Origin of the sequence: Algibacter sp. TI.3.09 (assembly GCF_038154905.1) — a bacterium.
GTDB lineage: Bacteria > Bacteroidota > Bacteroidia > Flavobacteriales > Flavobacteriaceae > Algibacter.
This window is the reverse complement of the sequence record NZ_JBAKAN010000001.1, coordinates 277,458-294,985: the sequence shown is the minus strand read 5'-3', so window position 1 is coordinate 294,985 and position 17,528 is coordinate 277,458. Positions and strand designations below refer to the sequence as shown.

Annotated in this window: 8 protein-coding genes; 3 read left to right on the top strand and 5 right to left on the bottom strand. The window is 33.7% G+C overall.

Annotated features, from left to right (window positions below; translation table 11 throughout):
* Positions 1 to 16: 16 nt before the first annotated feature.
* The 3 genes from V6246_RS01035 to V6246_RS01025 form a co-directional block, all read right to left on the bottom strand.
* Positions 17 to 3,316, bottom strand: a complete 3,300-nt coding sequence (locus tag V6246_RS01035) for a SusC/RagA family TonB-linked outer membrane protein (protein WP_341558587.1) — start codon at positions 3,314 to 3,316, stop codon at positions 17 to 19.
* Between the two features lie 718 nt (positions 3,317 to 4,034).
* Complete coding sequence (locus tag V6246_RS01030; RefSeq protein ID WP_341558586.1) at positions 4,035 to 5,750, bottom strand: RagB/SusD family nutrient uptake outer membrane protein; 1,716 nt, start codon at positions 5,748 to 5,750, stop codon at positions 4,035 to 4,037.
* A 52-nt stretch (positions 5,751 to 5,802) separates the two neighbouring features.
* The gene (locus V6246_RS01025; protein ID WP_341558585.1) at positions 5,803 to 8,997 is read right to left on the bottom strand and encodes a SusC/RagA family TonB-linked outer membrane protein; all 3,195 of its coding nucleotides are present in this window, start codon (positions 8,995 to 8,997) and stop codon (positions 5,803 to 5,805) included.
* 612 nt (positions 8,998 to 9,609) lie between these two features.
* Between V6246_RS01025 and V6246_RS01020 the strand changes: the two genes are divergently transcribed.
* The 3 genes from V6246_RS01020 to nagB all read left to right on the top strand — a co-directional run bounded on the left by V6246_RS01020 (position 9,610) and on the right by nagB (position 15,675).
* Positions 9,610 to 11,964 (top strand): beta-N-acetylhexosaminidase, encoded by a 2,355-nt coding sequence (locus tag V6246_RS01020; protein ID WP_341558584.1) that lies wholly within the window; start codon positions 9,610 to 9,612, stop codon positions 11,962 to 11,964.
* 27 nt (positions 11,965 to 11,991) lie between these two features.
* On the top strand, positions 11,992 to 13,632 hold the full coding sequence (locus V6246_RS01015; protein ID WP_341558583.1) for a beta-N-acetylhexosaminidase: 1,641 nt from the start codon (positions 11,992 to 11,994) through the stop codon (positions 13,630 to 13,632).
* 129 nt (positions 13,633 to 13,761) lie between these two features.
* Complete coding sequence (nagB, locus tag V6246_RS01010; protein ID WP_341558582.1) at positions 13,762 to 15,675, top strand: glucosamine-6-phosphate deaminase; 1,914 nt, start codon at positions 13,762 to 13,764, stop codon at positions 15,673 to 15,675.
* 34 nt (positions 15,676 to 15,709) lie between these two features.
* Here nagB and V6246_RS01005 read toward each other — a convergent pair whose 3' ends face one another.
* The gene (locus V6246_RS01005) at positions 15,710 to 16,420 is read right to left on the bottom strand and encodes a LytR/AlgR family response regulator transcription factor (protein ID WP_159019904.1); all 711 of its coding nucleotides are present in this window, start codon (positions 16,418 to 16,420) and stop codon (positions 15,710 to 15,712) included.
* A gap of 15 nt (positions 16,421 to 16,435) precedes the next feature.
* A complete protein-coding gene (locus V6246_RS01000; RefSeq protein WP_341558581.1) occupies positions 16,436 to 17,524 on the bottom strand; it encodes a sensor histidine kinase in 1,089 nt (362 codons plus the stop codon).
* Positions 17,525 to 17,528: the final 4 nt, after the last annotated feature.

Genomic DNA, 17,528 nt, shown 5'->3' with positions numbered 1-17,528 from the left:
TTCTACAATTTTATAATTAGAATGATACATTTAATCCCATGGATACAATTTTCTGTAACGGGTAAGATATGGCACTACCTGTTACGCCAGCTGTAATATTTTCTGGATCAAAGAAGAGCATATCATTAACTGTAAATAGGTTTTCTCCAGTAACATAAAGTCTAAAATTGGTTATACCATGCTTGCTAGTTACATCTTTAGGAATTGTATATCCTAATTGTAAACTTTTTAATCTGGCATAAGCTCCATTTTGTATATAACGGTCAACTACTTGACTATAATTTTTGTTATTTCTACCTGGGTTAGCAGAGTATGGTGCTGGGAAATAAGCATCTAAATTTGGCCCTAATGGATTTGTAGTATCTTCAGGTCTAAAATAATCTAAGTGTTCTTCCCAAACATTAGCATGAAATGCGCCTTGAGCAGGACCTCTAAATCTTTGGTGATTAGATACTACGACATCTCGTTTTCCAACACCTTGTATAAAAGCATTAAAGTCTAAATTTTTATATACAAAACCAAGATTTACTGCATATTGATAACGAGGCGTGGTATTACCAAGTACACTCCAATCTCCAGTGTCGCCAACTTCCCATGCGCCTCTGTTTATAGATCCGTCTCCATCAAGATCTTTATATTTTGTATCACCAGCTGAATAAGCCCAACCAGTAACTGCACTTTGATCTATAGGGTGATTTGCAGCTTCTTCATCTGTTAAAAACCAGCCGTCCCATGTAAGACCGTAAATCGCTCCTAAATCCTGTCCTGGGTAGTAGGTTTGAGTTAAAGATTGTGTTGCTGTTCCATCAGGAACAGGGTAATCTACAATGCTTCTTGTATAGTCTGAAAGTACAGCTCTAATATTATAGCTAAAATCTTTACCTATATTTTGTCTCCATTTAGCCTCTACTTCCCATCCTTGAACTCTTGAAATCCCTGCGTTTGCTACAGGAGCACCTGTTCCTAACTGTGCAGGTAAATTAAGACCACTTGTAGCCATGTCTTCGATATCTGTGCGATACCAAGAAAAACCTATATCCAGTTTGTTGTTAAATGCGCTAAGATCAAAACCAATATCGGTAGTTTTTACTTTTTCCCAAGTTAAGTTTTCACTGCCTAAACCTGGCGTAAAAGTGTAAGTTTCGCGCTGACCATCAAACAAATAGCTTGTTCCGCCAGTATTTAATTCTATATTAGATAAATATAAATAATTACTAACATTTTGATTTCCTAATGTACCATAAGACCCTCTTAATTTGAAGATACTAATAGCATCTATAGGCCAGAAATCCTCTTTAGCTACGTTATATCCAGCCGAATAACTTGGAAAACCAGCCCATCTATCCTCTGGAGCAAATCTAGAAGCACCATCTCTTCGGTAGCTAAATTCTAATAAATATTTTTCTTTGTAATTATATCTAAATCTACTAAATACACTTTGTGTTGCCCAATGTGTTATAGCTTCACTTACAAGTTGGTCATCATCCAAAGATGCATTTAAAGAAACTACATTATCAGAAATTAAATAATCGGTCTGTGCACCTAAACTATGAAAATTGTTTACCTCACTTTGGTATCCTACGGTAGCATTAACGTTATGGTTCCCAATTGCTTTATCATAAGTCGTAAAAATGTTTGGAGAAAAATATTCGGTTGTTGCGAAAGCTGGAGAATAAGAAGTGTTTTGCTGCGCTACTCTATCAATAAAGCCGTTAGGTCTTATTTCTTGAACTGATAAAATACTCTCTTCTTCATAGTTATTACTTCTTTTATAATTAAGGTTAACGTTTAATTTCAAGTCTTTAATAGGCTCAATAATAAATCTTGGTAATAACACAAGTTGATTTTTTTCTGTTTTAACACGTTGAGTATCCCAAAACGGAAAATAAGAGTGTCCAAGCCATTCTTCTCCATAAATAGGATCTACTAAAGGAAAGGTTGGTTTTATTTTAGATAACAAATCTAAAACTCCTGATAAGTCATTATCTGTACCTCCTTGCGTTGGGTAATCTGAGTAGCTTTTTAAAACTTTAGTTAATAACTCTATTTTTAACCATTTATTAACTTGTGAAGAAATTTTTGCATCAAGATTGTATCGTTGAAAAGATTCATTTCCTACTTTCAAAAGACCACCTTCATCATATGCCCCTGCAGAGAAATAATAGTTTATTTTTTGATCTCCACCTGATATACTTAAGTTATGTTTAGTTCTTTCAGCCCAATCTTTATATAAAACATCAGTCCAATCGGTAGCACCTGTAGCATCAATTCCAATACTGGTATAGTTCCAGTTTGTACCCGCAGCATTAACACCTAATGATGGCGCACTTCCAGGGTTTGCCATATTGGCCAAAATATTAGCTAAATCTGTTTCATCGTGATATGGATTTTGATTATTATTTATCCGAGAATCATTAACTGTATAAGCAAAATCAATAGCGCTGGCTAATTCAGGTATTTTTGTCGGTTTCGTTAAAGCGAAGTTAGTACTATAAGTTACTCTCATCTTCCCTTTCATATTACTACCACTTTTTGTGGTAATCAATATAGCCCCACCAGCAGCTTGCGACCCATAAATAGATGCTGCTGCAGCATCTTTAAGGACAGAAACAGTTTCGATACTTTCAGGGTCAATATCATTTAAATTCATTTCAATACCGTCTACAAGTACTAATGGCGAAGATTCTTGAACATTACCACCGCTACCTGCACTAGTTAAAAAACCACGTATATTAATATTGGTATCGGCACCAGGAGCTCCACCAGAAGACGAGTTACTAATTTGTAAACCCGGTACAGAACCTTGTAATGAACGAGCAACGTTTGCTGAAGGTCTGTTTTCAAAAGTTTCTGCACCAATTTGAGATACTGCTGCGGTTAAATTTACTTTTTTCTGAGTACCATACCCAACAACAACAACCTCATCAAGAGCCGAAATATCTTCTTCCAAAGTTATTTTTAAAACCTTTTGATTAGTTACTGTAACTTCTTGAGTTTTAAACCCAACAAATGAAAACACCAAAACAGTATTTGCTTTAGATGGTGTAATAGCGAAACCACCATCGAAATCTGATTGCGCTCCGTTTCCTGTTCCTTTCTCGCTAATATTAACACCTGGTACAGGTTGCCCATTAACATCGGTAATTGTTCCTGTTATTTGTTGCTGCAAATAACTACGCGTTACTTTTAAATCTGCACTCGTGTTTGGCGCCAAACCAAAACTTGCAGAAACACACGAAAAAGCCAAAACACTCAAGAAAAAACCTAAGTGCCTTTTTTTTCGATAGAAAGCGAAATTGTGTAATTTAATTTTCATAGAAATGTGAGTTAATTAATAGTTAAAAAAATTTGTGGTTAGTAGTAGCTTTTCGTCTTTAAACATCTTCTAAAAAAAACAAACGAAAGCAAAAAAATTCTTAAAGGAATTTAGTTTTGTAGCGTTTATTTTCATAAAACAATGTTAAAAACATAATAAACCTATATATTCTAAACGTAATGAAGATAAGAATTTCGACAAACAACACCTGCCATTCGACAAATAAGTATTAAAATCATGTTAATTTTTTATTAACTAAAAAAGAACCCTTTTTATACAGACAATAGAAAATTGATTAAATTATGGTATTGGGGTATATAAAATTTTAATATTCTAGGTGTTTAAACCAAATAAAAAACCTCCAACGATTTTAAATCATTGGAGGTTTTATTATGAATAAATACTCTGAATTTTAGTACCCAGGATTCTGTGTTAGATTAACATTATCATCTAAAATTAATATTGATTAATATATGTACTAAAAAAATTAGGAAGTTTGTTTATTTAAAGTTAGGATCTATTTAATTAGTCTCTTAAGTAAAGCTTAATATTGGTTTGAGAAACCTGCAAAATGATTTTTTGTTAAAAAATAAGTTCTAATTAATCTATACCCTCTCCCTTTAACACACTTAAATTTAATGGAATAAAAAAAGTTATCAAAAAAGTAATATAAACATATATATTACTTTTTTGATAACTTTTACTAATTTAACTATTTTTAATAGTTAGGGTTTTGAGTTAAATTAGTATTCGCATCTAAGAATGGTAAAAATATTGGTAATAAGTAATATTTATCATCCCATACTCTTTCAAAACTGTCATTATTACTAGCTCTATATTTTTCACCTACTAAGTCTCCTGGTTCTGCTTCACTTACAGGGATACCAAATACAGGCTTTATAACTTGGTCGGCTAATTTATATCTCCAGATATCAAACCATCTTTGTGGGCCTTCACCTGCAAATTCATAACGTCTTTCTAAAAGGATTGCATCTATCATTTGATTACCTGTTGTTCCTCTAGTAACAGTTGGTAAACCTATATCTGCGTATTTTGGCATACCAACGCGATCTCTAACTTCATCTAAGTACGGTAATGCTTCAGCATCTCTACCTTGACCAGCTAAAGCTTCAGCATACATTAATAGAACTTCAGAATACCGAATTATTTTTAAATCGGTTTCAGCATCTTCCATATCAACCGCTGTGTAATCTAAATATTTTCTAAAAAGATAACCTGTTGGACTGTTTACGGTTTCTATATTATCTCTCGAAGGATCAATATTTGGGTGTGGTTGAAATTCATATTCATCATCTAGACCACTTGTTGCAGGCACTATATCTCCAGATAAAACAGCCGAAGCTCCAAGTCTTGGATCTCTATTTATCCAAGGATTAGTGGGATCATAACTAGGATCATCTTTAGGAAATAATCCATTTATAGTTTGTACTTCTTCTATAAAATCAGAACTATAACCAGCTCGTCTTTGTCCAGTACCGCTATTTGCATAGGAGCCTCTAAGTGCAATTTGTCTTGATAGTTTGTTGTCTTCTCTATCCGTTCCTGTTTCTAGTGCACAATGTCTAGCAAGAATAGTTTCTGGAGAAACCAAATCACTCTCAACAGTGAATTGGGCTTTAAAACCATCTATACCTGGAACTAAAGCGTAAACACCAATATCATTAATTATTTCATCACAAGCAGTTTCAGCACCAGCATACATTGCGTTAACGTCACTAACCCAGCCAATAGCATTTAAATACGTTCTTGCCTTTAAAGCCAGCGCAGCTCCTTTTGTAATACGACCTAAGTTTTCAGCATTATATGAGTTTGGTAATAAATCGTCAATTTCATCTAACTCAGTAATTACAAAATCAAAAATTTCTTGTCTAGGGGTTCTAGTTGGTTGTTCTGTTGGCGCAATGGTATTTGTTAAAAGAGGGACATCTCCATAAGCAAATAGCATAGATTCGTATATCCAAGCTCTTAAAAACCGTGCTTCGGCGCCAAATCTAGCCCTGTTAGCTTCTGTTGTAAAACTTGCTCCTGGAAGTGCTTCTAAGAAAAAGTTAATATCAGCGATATCTTGATACCTATAAAAGGACCTTAAAGCTCTCGTATTTTCGCTCCATACAAAGTCCGATCCGTTAAAACCTGCACCATTAATATTTCTGTGGGTTGCATCATCTGTCCAAAAATAAGGCAATAAATAAGCCTGATCACTGTCTATAGCAAATACATTGTCTTCAAGGTTTGCTGTTGGAAGAGAAAAGTATAAAAAATCTAGAGCAAAAGTTAAATCTTCTTCTGTTTGATAAAGATTCGTGAGTTCATACTGATCAAGATCTTCCACTTCTAAGAAATCATTACAAGACACTAACGTGCTAAGTAATGTAACCAAAAGTATAATCTTATATGTTTTTATATATTTCATATTAAACTTTTTAATTAATTGTATGGATTTATGTTGTGTATTATTCATAATATTAGAATTTAATATTTAGACCAACTGCAGTTGTAAAAGGTAATGGATATTGCACTGCACTTACACCAAGTTCTGGATCCCAACCACTATCGTATAGCGGACTGTTTGTCCAAATAACACCTAAGTTTTCAGCAGATACGTATAAGTTCATACTTTTTATGAATGAAATTTTACTAAGTATATCTTGGCCAAAATCATAATTAAGAGTAATGTTTTGTAATTTGATATATTCTGCATCTATTATAAGGTGGTCTACTCCAAGGTTCCAATCTTGTAATGGACCAGTTGTAGTAAGTGCAGGATATAATGCATTTGTGTTAGTTGATGACCATACATCTGTTTGGTAAGAAAAAGGTACGGCATCTCCTAAAAATGGTTGTGATGCATTAGTCGTGTTTAAGTACTGGTTATTATCTAGTGCACCATAAAAACGAGCAGATAAAGATAAGTTTTTGTATGAAAAACCTAGATTAAAACCGAAGTTGAAATTGGTGTCACTGTTACTGTCAATTATAATACGGTCATCACCATTAATGATGCCATCACTAGCATCCATAGTTCCATCACCATCGGTATCTACGGTTAATTGATCGACAAATTTGAAATCTCCAACATCAGAACCTCCTACACCACTTTGATCTATAAGTGTTGCCCCATCACTAGACACATTGGCTGCAACTTCATTGGCATCATCAAAGAAACCATCAGTAACATAACCTAAACGATTATTAGCACTTAATCCAACTTGAAAATCAGGATCTGTAGAATCTTCTTGAATACGAGTGATTTTGTTGTCATAACTAGAAATATTTCCAGAAACTCTATAACCAAAATCTCCAATTTTATTTTTATGAGTTAAGTTTAATTCCCAACCCCAACTTTGTAAGTCGTAAGGGTTACCTTGGGCATCGCCAAAGCCATATTCATATGCTGTTCCTTCTATATTTGAAAGAATGTCTTTACGCTTATTATCGAAGTAATCTAATTCGAATTGAAATTTACCTCCAAATAATGAAGCATCAACTCCTATGTTGGTAATTGTAGATGTTTCCCAAACTAAATCTGGGTTTACAAAAGTAGCTACGTTAAGTGACGAACCTATTGTCCCTCCTATAGGATAACCTCCTGCAGAAAAATTAACTAATTGTTGTGTAACAGCTCCTAAACCACCATCATCTCCGGCTTGTCCAATAGAAGCTCTAAATTTTAATAAACTTATAAAGTTAGCATTGCTTAAAAAATTTTCTTTCGAAGCAACCCACCCAACAGCTACTGAAGGGAAGTAGGCCCATTGATTACTTTCTAAAAAATAAGAAGAACCATCAGCTCTAAAGGCAGCTTCAATTAAATATTTATCATCAAAACTATAATTTAATCTTCCAATATAAGATAATGTAGTTTCATTTCCATTTCTAGTTTCTGCATTACCTGTACTATTTCCTACATCAGCATCTGCAATATCTCCTAGGGACAATGAAAGGATATTATCAAAAAAGAAACCTGTTCTTGCGGCTTGAAATGCCTCATCTTCACCCGTTTCCGTTTGAATGGCAGCAAAGGCTTTTGCTGCATGCTTACCTTTTTCGAAATCGTAAGTTGCAGAAGTTAAAGATCTAATGGTTTTACCAGTAAAAGAGGTTAAAGAAAGTCTTCTGTCTTGTGTTAGTCCATTTATATACGTTCTGTTTGCTGAATCTGGATTTGTATATGAATCTGGATCCGACGCATCAAATGTAACAATGTCATATATATTATCCCAATCTCTTCTTAATGAGTTTGTTTTAATTATTGAAACACGTTCCTCAATGGTTAAGCCTTTTACAGGTTTAAGTTGTGCAAATAATTGTAAGTTAACACGATCTAAATCTGTTGTATCAAAAGAACCCGAACCAGCATCTGCTACGTGATTACTATTGGCACTCGAACCATTACCTACCCATAAACCATCTTCACTCTGCACTGGAAAAAATGGTAAACCTCTAACATTACTACCTGTAACAGTAATAACACTTGTATCAGTCCTATTACTAATTAAAGCATTAACTCCCACTGTTAACCAATCGGTAACATCTGTATCTATTTTTAAACGTAGATTTAATCTTTCAAATTTATCATCACCTAAAGATAGACCGTCTTGTGTTAAATAACTAGCAGACATTAAGTACCCTGTGTTTTTTGACCCTCCTGTAAGTGTTAAATTGTGAGATTGTTGTAATGCCGTGTTTTCATAAAGTTCATCTGCCCAATTTGTATCTGGATAAAACCCACTTCTTGCAAGGTCTAATGCTGTATCATCCCATTTACCAGGTTCTACTGTATTTTGAAACTCCATATACTCTAATGAGTTTAATGTTGAAGGTAAATCTGGTTTAGATTGTATCGATGAGCTAAAGTTATAACTTACAGCTACTTTTTCGTCTCTATTAGTTCTTTTAGTTGTTACAAGTAGAACACCGTTAGCTCCACGAGCACCATAAACAGCAACAGCAGATGCGTCTTTTAATACAGATACACTTTCTATACTTTGTGGATCAATATCTGATAGAGAGCCTTCAAACCCATCTATTATAATTAGTAAAGTACCATCGTTAAGAGTACTTGTTCCTCTAATTGAAATATTTGGTACAGCACCAGGAGAACCATTATTATTGCTTAGTACCAAGCCAGGAACAGCTCCTATTAAAGCAGAGTACCCACTAGTTACCGGTCTTTGATCTATTTTTAGCTCTTCAGCAGTAACTTGAGCAATAGAACTAACAACTTTGCTTGATTTTTGAGAACCAAAACCAACAATTACAACTTCATCTAGTTGAGATATATCTTCTTCTAGTATAACCGTAATATCTGTTTGGTTACCAATAGGAACTTCTTTTGTGACAAAACCAACAAATGAAAACACCAAAACGGCATTCTCGTTTGATGGACTAATAAAAAAACCACCATCAAAATCAGATTGAACTCCGTTTGTTGTACCTTTTTCAACAATATTAACACCCGGAATAGGTTGCCCGTTAACGTCTGTAATAAGTCCTTTTACTTGTTGTTGTAAATAGTTTGTAGTTTTTTTAGATTCTACACTCATAATAGGTTCCAAACCGTAACTAGCAGAAACACACGAAAAAACCAATACGCTCAAGAAAAAACTTAAGTGCTCTTTTTTTCGATAGAAAGAGAAATTTTTTAATTTAATTTTCATAGAAATTCGAGTTAATTAACAATATATATATTTTTAAAAATATCCTTTTTTATTTTAAGGCAAAAATATTAATCAACATTCAATATTGATTAAACAATACAGAATACTTTTAATATTAATGCTTTTTAAAATTTACATTAAGAATGTAATAAATTTATAAGTTCTTTAAAGTTAACAGGTAACTATTTCGACCAATGACCTCTAGCTCTCGACAAATAATCAAAACACTACATAAAAGCCCATTAACACTAAGCTAAACGCTAACATTTTACGTGTTTTTTATCTTACAAAAAAGAATACTCAAACCAAAATACACACCTAATCACGATATGATTTCTTGCATTAAAAATCCACTAATACAACTTAGTACGTTATCAATCCTATTCATTATTTATTAATAAACCATTAATCCATTATCAGAAAACAAAAAGACGTAAGAAGAAAACGACTTTTATCTATAACCCGAAGTTATTGGTCGAAATTTAAACTCATAAAACATAAATAAGTATATTTTTATAACATATTAATATGTGTAGATAAAATCAGTTTGTTTTTTTTACACCGCTAAAAAGTAAACTATTAACAACACTAACTTCTAATATCAACCAAAACATGAGTACCCCTTTTAGAAAGATAAAAAGCACATTAACCTCATACTTATTATGTTTCTTACTAGCACTTACATCATGCGATAAAAAAGAACTTAAAGTAGGAGAAACTGCAATTATCCCGTTACCAGCAGAATTAATAGAAGGCGACGGACATTTTATTATTAGCGATAAAACAACTGTATCAGTTAATAACGAAGAGCAACAAAACATTGCAACCAATTTTTTTAAAAAATTTGAAACCGCATCCGGATGGATCCCAGAAATAAGTATAAATAATAAGCAGGCAGATATTGTTTTTTATACTGAAAAATCTCTCAACCCTGAAGCTTACGAATTAGTCGTAAATACAGGTGGCATACATATAAAATCGGCCTCAGGGGCCGGTTTTTTCTATGCTATGGAAACCATTGGTCAATTACTCCCAACAACATTTTATTCCAAAGAAAAACAAACAAATACCATTTGGGGAATTCCCGCTGTTACCATTAAAGATGAACCGGCTTTTAAATGGCGTGGTTATATGCTCGATGTTTCTCGTCATTTTTTCACAAAAGAAGAAGTAAAAGATGCTATCGATTTTATGGCAGAAGTAAAATTAAATCGTTTCCACTGGCATTTATCAGACGATAATGGATGGCGCATAGAAATTAAAAAATATCCAAAATTAACAGAAGTTGGCGCTTGGCGTGTAAACCAAAATGATATAGATGAAAACACATCTAATTGGTGGGGACGCCCAACACAGCAACCTGGCGAAAAAGCAACTTACGGAGGTTTTTACACGCAAGACGATGTTAAAGAAATTGTTGCTTACGCCAAAGCACGATATATAGAGATAATTCCAGAAATAGATATGCCTGGTCACTCTTTAGCAGCTATTGCATCTTACCCAGAAATTTCGTGTTCTACAGGCCCTTTTTACGTAGGTACAGGTGGTGTGGTTAGAAACAACACCTATTGTCCTGGCAAAGAAGTCACCTTTGAGTTTGTTGAAAATGTTTTAGGTGAAGTTATGGATTTATTCCCTTTTGATTATATGCATATTGGTGGCGATGAATGTAATAAAGAAGCATGGGAAGTCGATCCAGATTGCCAACTCCGCATGAAAGAAGAAAATCTTGCCGATACACACGAGCTACAAAGCTATTTTGTTAAACGTGTAGAAAAAATAGTAAATACCCACGGTAAAAACATGATTGGCTGGGACGAAATTCTAGAAGGCGGTTTAGCTCCAAACGCAACAGTTATGTCTTGGCGCGGAGAAAAAGGAGGTATTGCAGCAGCTAGACAAGGGCACGATGTAATTATGACACCTTCACGATACTGCTATTTCGATTTAAAACAAGGTGACGACGACTTAGAACCGAATCTTGGTTACGCCTACTCTTTTTTAAAAGACACTTATAATTATAAAATAATTTCCGATAGCTTAACTACCGAACAAGGCAAACATGTTTTAGGCCTTCAAGGTAATTTATGGACAGAATCACTTAGAAATTGGAGCCAAATAACCTACATGACATTTCCGCGTTTATACGCTGTAGCGGAAAATGGTTGGACCAGTCAATCCGATAAAAACTGGGATGATTTTACAAACCGTTTACTCAACCAATTTAAACGTTTAGATCAAAAAGGCGAGCGATATGCAACAAGTGCTTATAATGCGAGAATATACCATACCGGACAAAAAGATGGCAGTATAGAAATTGCGCTTAAAACCGAAGTTAATGGTATGGATATTTACTACACTTTAGATGGTACAGAACCTTCGTTAGCCTCTACAAAATACGAAACCCCTATCACTATTCAAAATACAACTACTTTAAAAGCAACTACATTTTACAAAGAAGACCAAATAGGCAATATTTCAGAAAAAACCTTTCCTATACATAAAGCTGTTGGAGCCAAAGTTGTTTATAATGCACCAAAAATTACCGATGCAAAAGAAACAAACAAGCTAATAGATTTAAACTTCGGAAAATTAAACCGTGGCGATCGTAATTGGCTAAACATAAGAGGTGATTTAGATGTCGTTTTAACCTTCGAAGAACTTACAGACATCCAATCTCTAGAAGTTACTAGCCTTAGGTTTACAAACTCTAGCGTTTATGTTCCTGAATATATCGAGATTTACGGTTCTATAGACGGTGAAACCTTCACCAAACTTGGCGAAATTAAACAACTAGAAGCCAGCCATACTCAAGGCAGAAACAAAGTAAAATCTACTATAGAATTCGAAAAAACACAAGTAAAAGCCATAAAAGTTAAAGCTAAAAGCGTTAATCCAATACCAGAAGGTCACCGAAGAGCTGGTAATGCTTCGCTAATTCTAATCGACGAACTTATTGTTTTTTAAAAAATTAAAACTAACAACACACTTATAATGAAAAACACTCTACTAATTGCGCTGTGCATCATTGTTTCAGCCTGCTCAAACAAGTACGCTAAGCTTATTAATAACGAAGCAGATTACCAAATTATCCCAAAACCTACATCTTTAAAAATTTCCGAAGGCCGCTTTTTGCTAGATGAAAACACAGCGATTACAGCAGAAACCACATTAGAAAACGAAGGACAGTACCTTTCTGAAATGCTAAGTACGGTTTCAAATAAAAGCATTCCTTTTTCAAAAGAAACTCAAGGAAACATTCTATTAAAACTAGATGAAACCATAGAAAACAACGAAGGCTACACGCTTTCCGTAAGCTACAATCAAATTACAATTACCGGAAAAACCAGCACAGGTGTATTTTATGGTATTCAAACCTTAAGTCAATTAATTCCTTTACCTGCAGCCGCTGGCAGTCCTCAACCGGAGATTTCAATTCCTGCAACTACCATTACCGATAGCCCTAAATTTGTTTATAGAGGCATGCACTTAGATGTTGCTCGTCATTTTTTCCCGGTTTCATTTGTTAAAAAATACATCGACATATTAGCCATGCACAAAATGAACACTTTTCATTGGCATTTAACCGAAGATCAAGGATGGCGTATAGAAATTAAAAAATATCCAAAACTTACGTCTATTGGTAGCATTAGAAAAGAAACTATTATTGGTCATGGTAACACATGGAACAAACCCGAGGTAGAATACGATGGTAAACCTTACGGTGGTTTTTACACCCAAGAAGATATTAAAGAGGTTGTCGCTTACGCGGAAACAAGACACATTACCATAATTCCGGAAATTGAATTACCAGGACACTCTCTTGCTGCCATTACGGCTTACCCAGAACTTGGAAACACAGGCGAACAATATGAAGTTGGTAAAAGATGGGGCGTATTTCCAGAAATATATGCACCAAGCGAAGAAACTTTTAAATTTTTAGAAGATGTTTTAACTGAAGTTATTGCACTTTTCCCGAGTAAATTAATACATATTGGAGGCGATGAAGCTCCAAAAAAACAATGGGAAGCCAGTAAATTAGCTCAAGATATTATTAAAAGAGAAGGGTTAAAAGACGAACATGAATTACAGAGTTATTTTATTAGACGTATTGAAAAATTCTTAAACTCTAAAGGAAGAAATATTATTGGTTGGGATGAAATTCTTGAAGGTGGTTTAGCGCCAAACGCAACCGTAATGTCTTGGCGAGGTGAAAAAGGAGGTATTCAAGCTGCTAAAATGCATCATAATGTAGTCATGACGCCTACCCGCTTTTGTTATTTTGATTTCTATCAAACAAAAGATAGAACTAACGAACCTCTTGCTATTGGCGGTAACACTTCCGTAGAACAAGTTTACAGTTATAACCCGTTACCAAAAGAATTAACCAAAGAAGAGCAAAAATATATTTTAGGCGCACAAGCCAATGTATGGACCGAATATATTAAAACACCAGAACAGGTTGAATATATGGTTTTACCAAGGCTTACTGCATTATCTGAAGTGGTGTGGTCTAGCTACGAGACTAAAGATTGGAACGATTTTCAAACGCGCCTTATTCATCTAACAAAAAGGTATGAAGCACTTGGTTTAAATTATGCAAAGCACAGTTTAGAGATTAAAACCGAAAAATAAACGCTTAACAAAAAAACACGTCACTCAACTGCTTTTTTTGTCTATAACCAGAAGTTACTGGTCGAAATTTTAAGGCATTGAAACAATAAAAAGATAGTTTTGGGTAACTAAGGACAAATTACACGTAATATGCAAACAGAACCAATTAAATACAGAGAAGCCGGTAAATTTGAAGAAACACGTTTTGAGAAAATACATAATGTTATTTTCGAATCTTCGCAAGATGCTTCAATTATCGTTGCTCAAGAAATAGCTACTTTAATTAAAGAAAAAAGCGCAGCAAACAAACCTTGTGTTTTAGGTCTTGCAACTGGGTCTTCACCTATAAAAGTTTACGAAGAACTTGTAAGAATGCACAAAGAAGACGGATTAAGCTTTGCTAACGTGATATCTTTTAATTTGGATGAATATTTTCCGATGGATAAAAACAACATCCAAAGTTACTATTACTTCATGCACGAGCATTTGTTTAATCATGTTGATATTCTTCCTGAAAATGTTAACGTACCAAACGGTACAGTAAGCCCAGAAGATTTACATCAATATTGCATTGATTACGAAAATAAAATTACAGAACTTGGAGGTTTAGATTTCCAATTACTAGGTATAGGTAGAACAGGTCATGTTGGTTTCAACGAACCTGGATCGCACTTTAATTCTAGAACTAGAAGCATTATTTTAGACCACATTACAAGAGCCGATGCGGCACCTTCATTCTTAGGTATAGATAATGTACCTAGAAAAGCAATAACAATGGGTGTTGGTACCGTAAGAAGTGCTAAACGTATTGTTTTATTAGGTTGGGGTTTAAATAAAGCCAGTATTTTAAAAGAAACCATTGAAGGTGAAATTACAGGTCATGTTCCTGCAACATATTTACAAGAACATGATAATACTACATTTGTTTTAGATCAAGGTGCAGCAGCAGAACTTACTCGTGTTAAAACACCATGGTTAGTAGCGTCTTGTAAATGGACCGAAGAGTTAGAACTTAGAGCTGTAGTTTGGTTAAGCCAATTAACAGGGAAACCTTTCTTGAAATTAACCGACAAAGATTATAACGATAACGGCATGTCCGATTTGTTAGTCGAAGAAGGTTCTGCATACGATTTAAACATTAAAATGTTTAATAAAATGCAAAAAACTATTACTGGTTGGCCAGGTGGAAAACCTAATGCAGACGACTCTAATCGTCCAGAAAGAGCAACTCCAGAAAGAAAACGTGTTATTATTTTTAGTCCACATCCAGATGATGATGTTATCTCTATGGGCGGTACTTTCGATAGATTAGTACAGCAAGGACACGATGTGCATATTGCATACCAAACCTCAGGAAACATTGCTGTTTCTGATGAAGAAGCTTTAAAATTTGCTGAAATAGCAAAATCATTTAACGCAGATGCTAAAGAACCTCAAGCTATTATAGATTACCTAAACAATAAAACAGGTAACGAAATAGACTCTCTTGAAGTAAGAAAATTAAAAGCACTTATTAGAAGAAGTGAATCTCTTGGAGCTACACGCTACTTTGGATTAGACGATGATCATGTTCACTTTTTAGACCTTCCGTTTTACGAAACAGGAACTATTAAAAAGAATAATTTAGGTCAAGATGATATCGGTATTGTTTGTGAATTAATAGATACTATTAAACCTCACCAAATATATGCCGCTGGCGATTTAGCCGATCCGCATGGTACTCACAAAGTTTGTTTAGATGCTATTTTTATTGCCTTAAAAGCTTTAAAAGGTAATAGCTACATGAACGATTGTTGGGTTTGGTTATACCGTGGTGCATGGCACGAATGGGAATCTTACGAGATTGAAATGGCTGTACCAATGAGTCCAGACCAAGTTTTAAGAAAAAGACACGCTATTTTTTATCACCAATCACAAAAGGATGGTGTTATGTTTCAAGGAGACGATAACAGAGAATTTTGGGTAAGAGTTGAGGATAGAAATAGATTAACAGCAAAAAAATACAACGATTTAGGCTTAGCTGATTATGCAGCAATTGAAGCTTTTAAACGTTATCATTTTTAGGATTTATTAATAGCAAATAAAACCAACCAAGGTCTTATATAGAGGAGTTCAATATTTTTTGTTTAACTTCTTCAATATAAGACCTTCCTATTACATACCTAAGCCCTTCTATTTCCACACTATTCCCTTCTACAGCATCAATTTTATCAATAGCTACAGTGTAAGACCTATGGATTCTTATAAAGTCGTTAGATGGCAATAAATTTGTAAAATCTGATAATGTACTGTGGATAATATATTTCCCCGTAAGGGTGTTTATTTTTAGATAATCTTTCAAAGATTCTACGGTTAAAATTTCATCTAAAAAGATTTTTTTCATTTTCTTCTTATCAATTTTAACAAAGATATATGGTCTATCTTTAGAGGTGTCTACTATTACTTTATTATTTTCTAACCTCCTATTTACCTTATTTAAAGCCTTCATAAACCTAGGGAATTCTATAGGTTTAATGAGGTAATCTAGAACATCTAATTCGTAAGTTTCTACAGCAAACTCATCATAAGCACTTGTAATGATTAAAAGTGGTGGATTCTCTAAACTCTTAATAAAATTTAAACCATCAAGCACAGGCATGTTTATATCTAAAAATATGACATCTACCGTGTTACTCTTTAAAAAATTTAAACCATCGATAGCATTACTAAACGTACTAATAAGTTCAAAATCTTCTATTTGCTCCAAATAGTTTTTAATGACATTAATAGCAAGAGGTTCGTCGTCTATTATTAAGCATTTTACCTTCATGATTTTGTATTCGTTTTAAGAGACTTTTATTTTAAGTTTAACAACAAACATGTCATCATCACTTTTAATATCTAATTTATAATCATTTTTTTCATAGCCTAATGCTAATCGTTTTTTTACATTTTCTAAACCAATCCCACTAGATTCAGAAAACGTTTCCTGATACTCTGTAATTACAGGCATAGGATTTGAAATCGTAAAATACAGAAAATCTTCTTTAATAGATAAATCAATCTCAATTTTAACTTCTCCTATATTTTTGTGTACACCATGTTTAAACGCATTTTCAATAAAAGAAAGCAATATTATAGGTGCAATTTCCTTGTCGGAAATATCTCCAGAAATAGACATATCTATCTCTAATTGATCATTATGCCTAACGCGTTCTAGGTCTAAATAATTTTGAATACAAAGAATTTCAGCTTCTAAAGATTGGCGTTTATTTTTTGTTTCATAAAGCAGATATCTCATCAATTCTGCCAATTTTAAAATGATTTTTGGCGTTTTTTTCGATTTCTCTACAGATAACGAGTAAATATTATTTAAAGTATTGAAGAAAAAATGTGGAGAAATCTGAGTTTTTAAAAATAATAATTCGGTTTCTAATTGTGTTTTTTCTAAATCTGCAACTCGTTTATGTTCTTCTAAAAAATCTAAAGTAATTTTAATCGCAGTAACAAACGTAACCACATAAAGCTCTCCAAACATCATATCTATAGTATAATTTAACGATAGATTTGTAATGGTTGCAGGACCTTCTGGCCATACATTTTGATTCACCATAAAGAAGGTTAAATTGAACTTTACAACCACCATAATAAAAATTGCAGATAGCATAAGCACAATATAAGATACATACCTTTTCTTAAAAGCGAGCTTAGGCATAAGCACATAAATATTAAGATAACACAATATCATGTGTATAGGAAAACCAAGCGTATTTGTTTTTAAAGAGTACCAATAAGGGAACTTTAAAACGCCTTCAAAAGAAACATCGTCAAAGTAACTACCCCAACGTAAAGTGTTTAGAGTAAAGTATCCTAACCAAAAAAGAATATGATGTTTTAAGGATACTTTATAGAGGTGATTTGATATAAAATCCACGAGA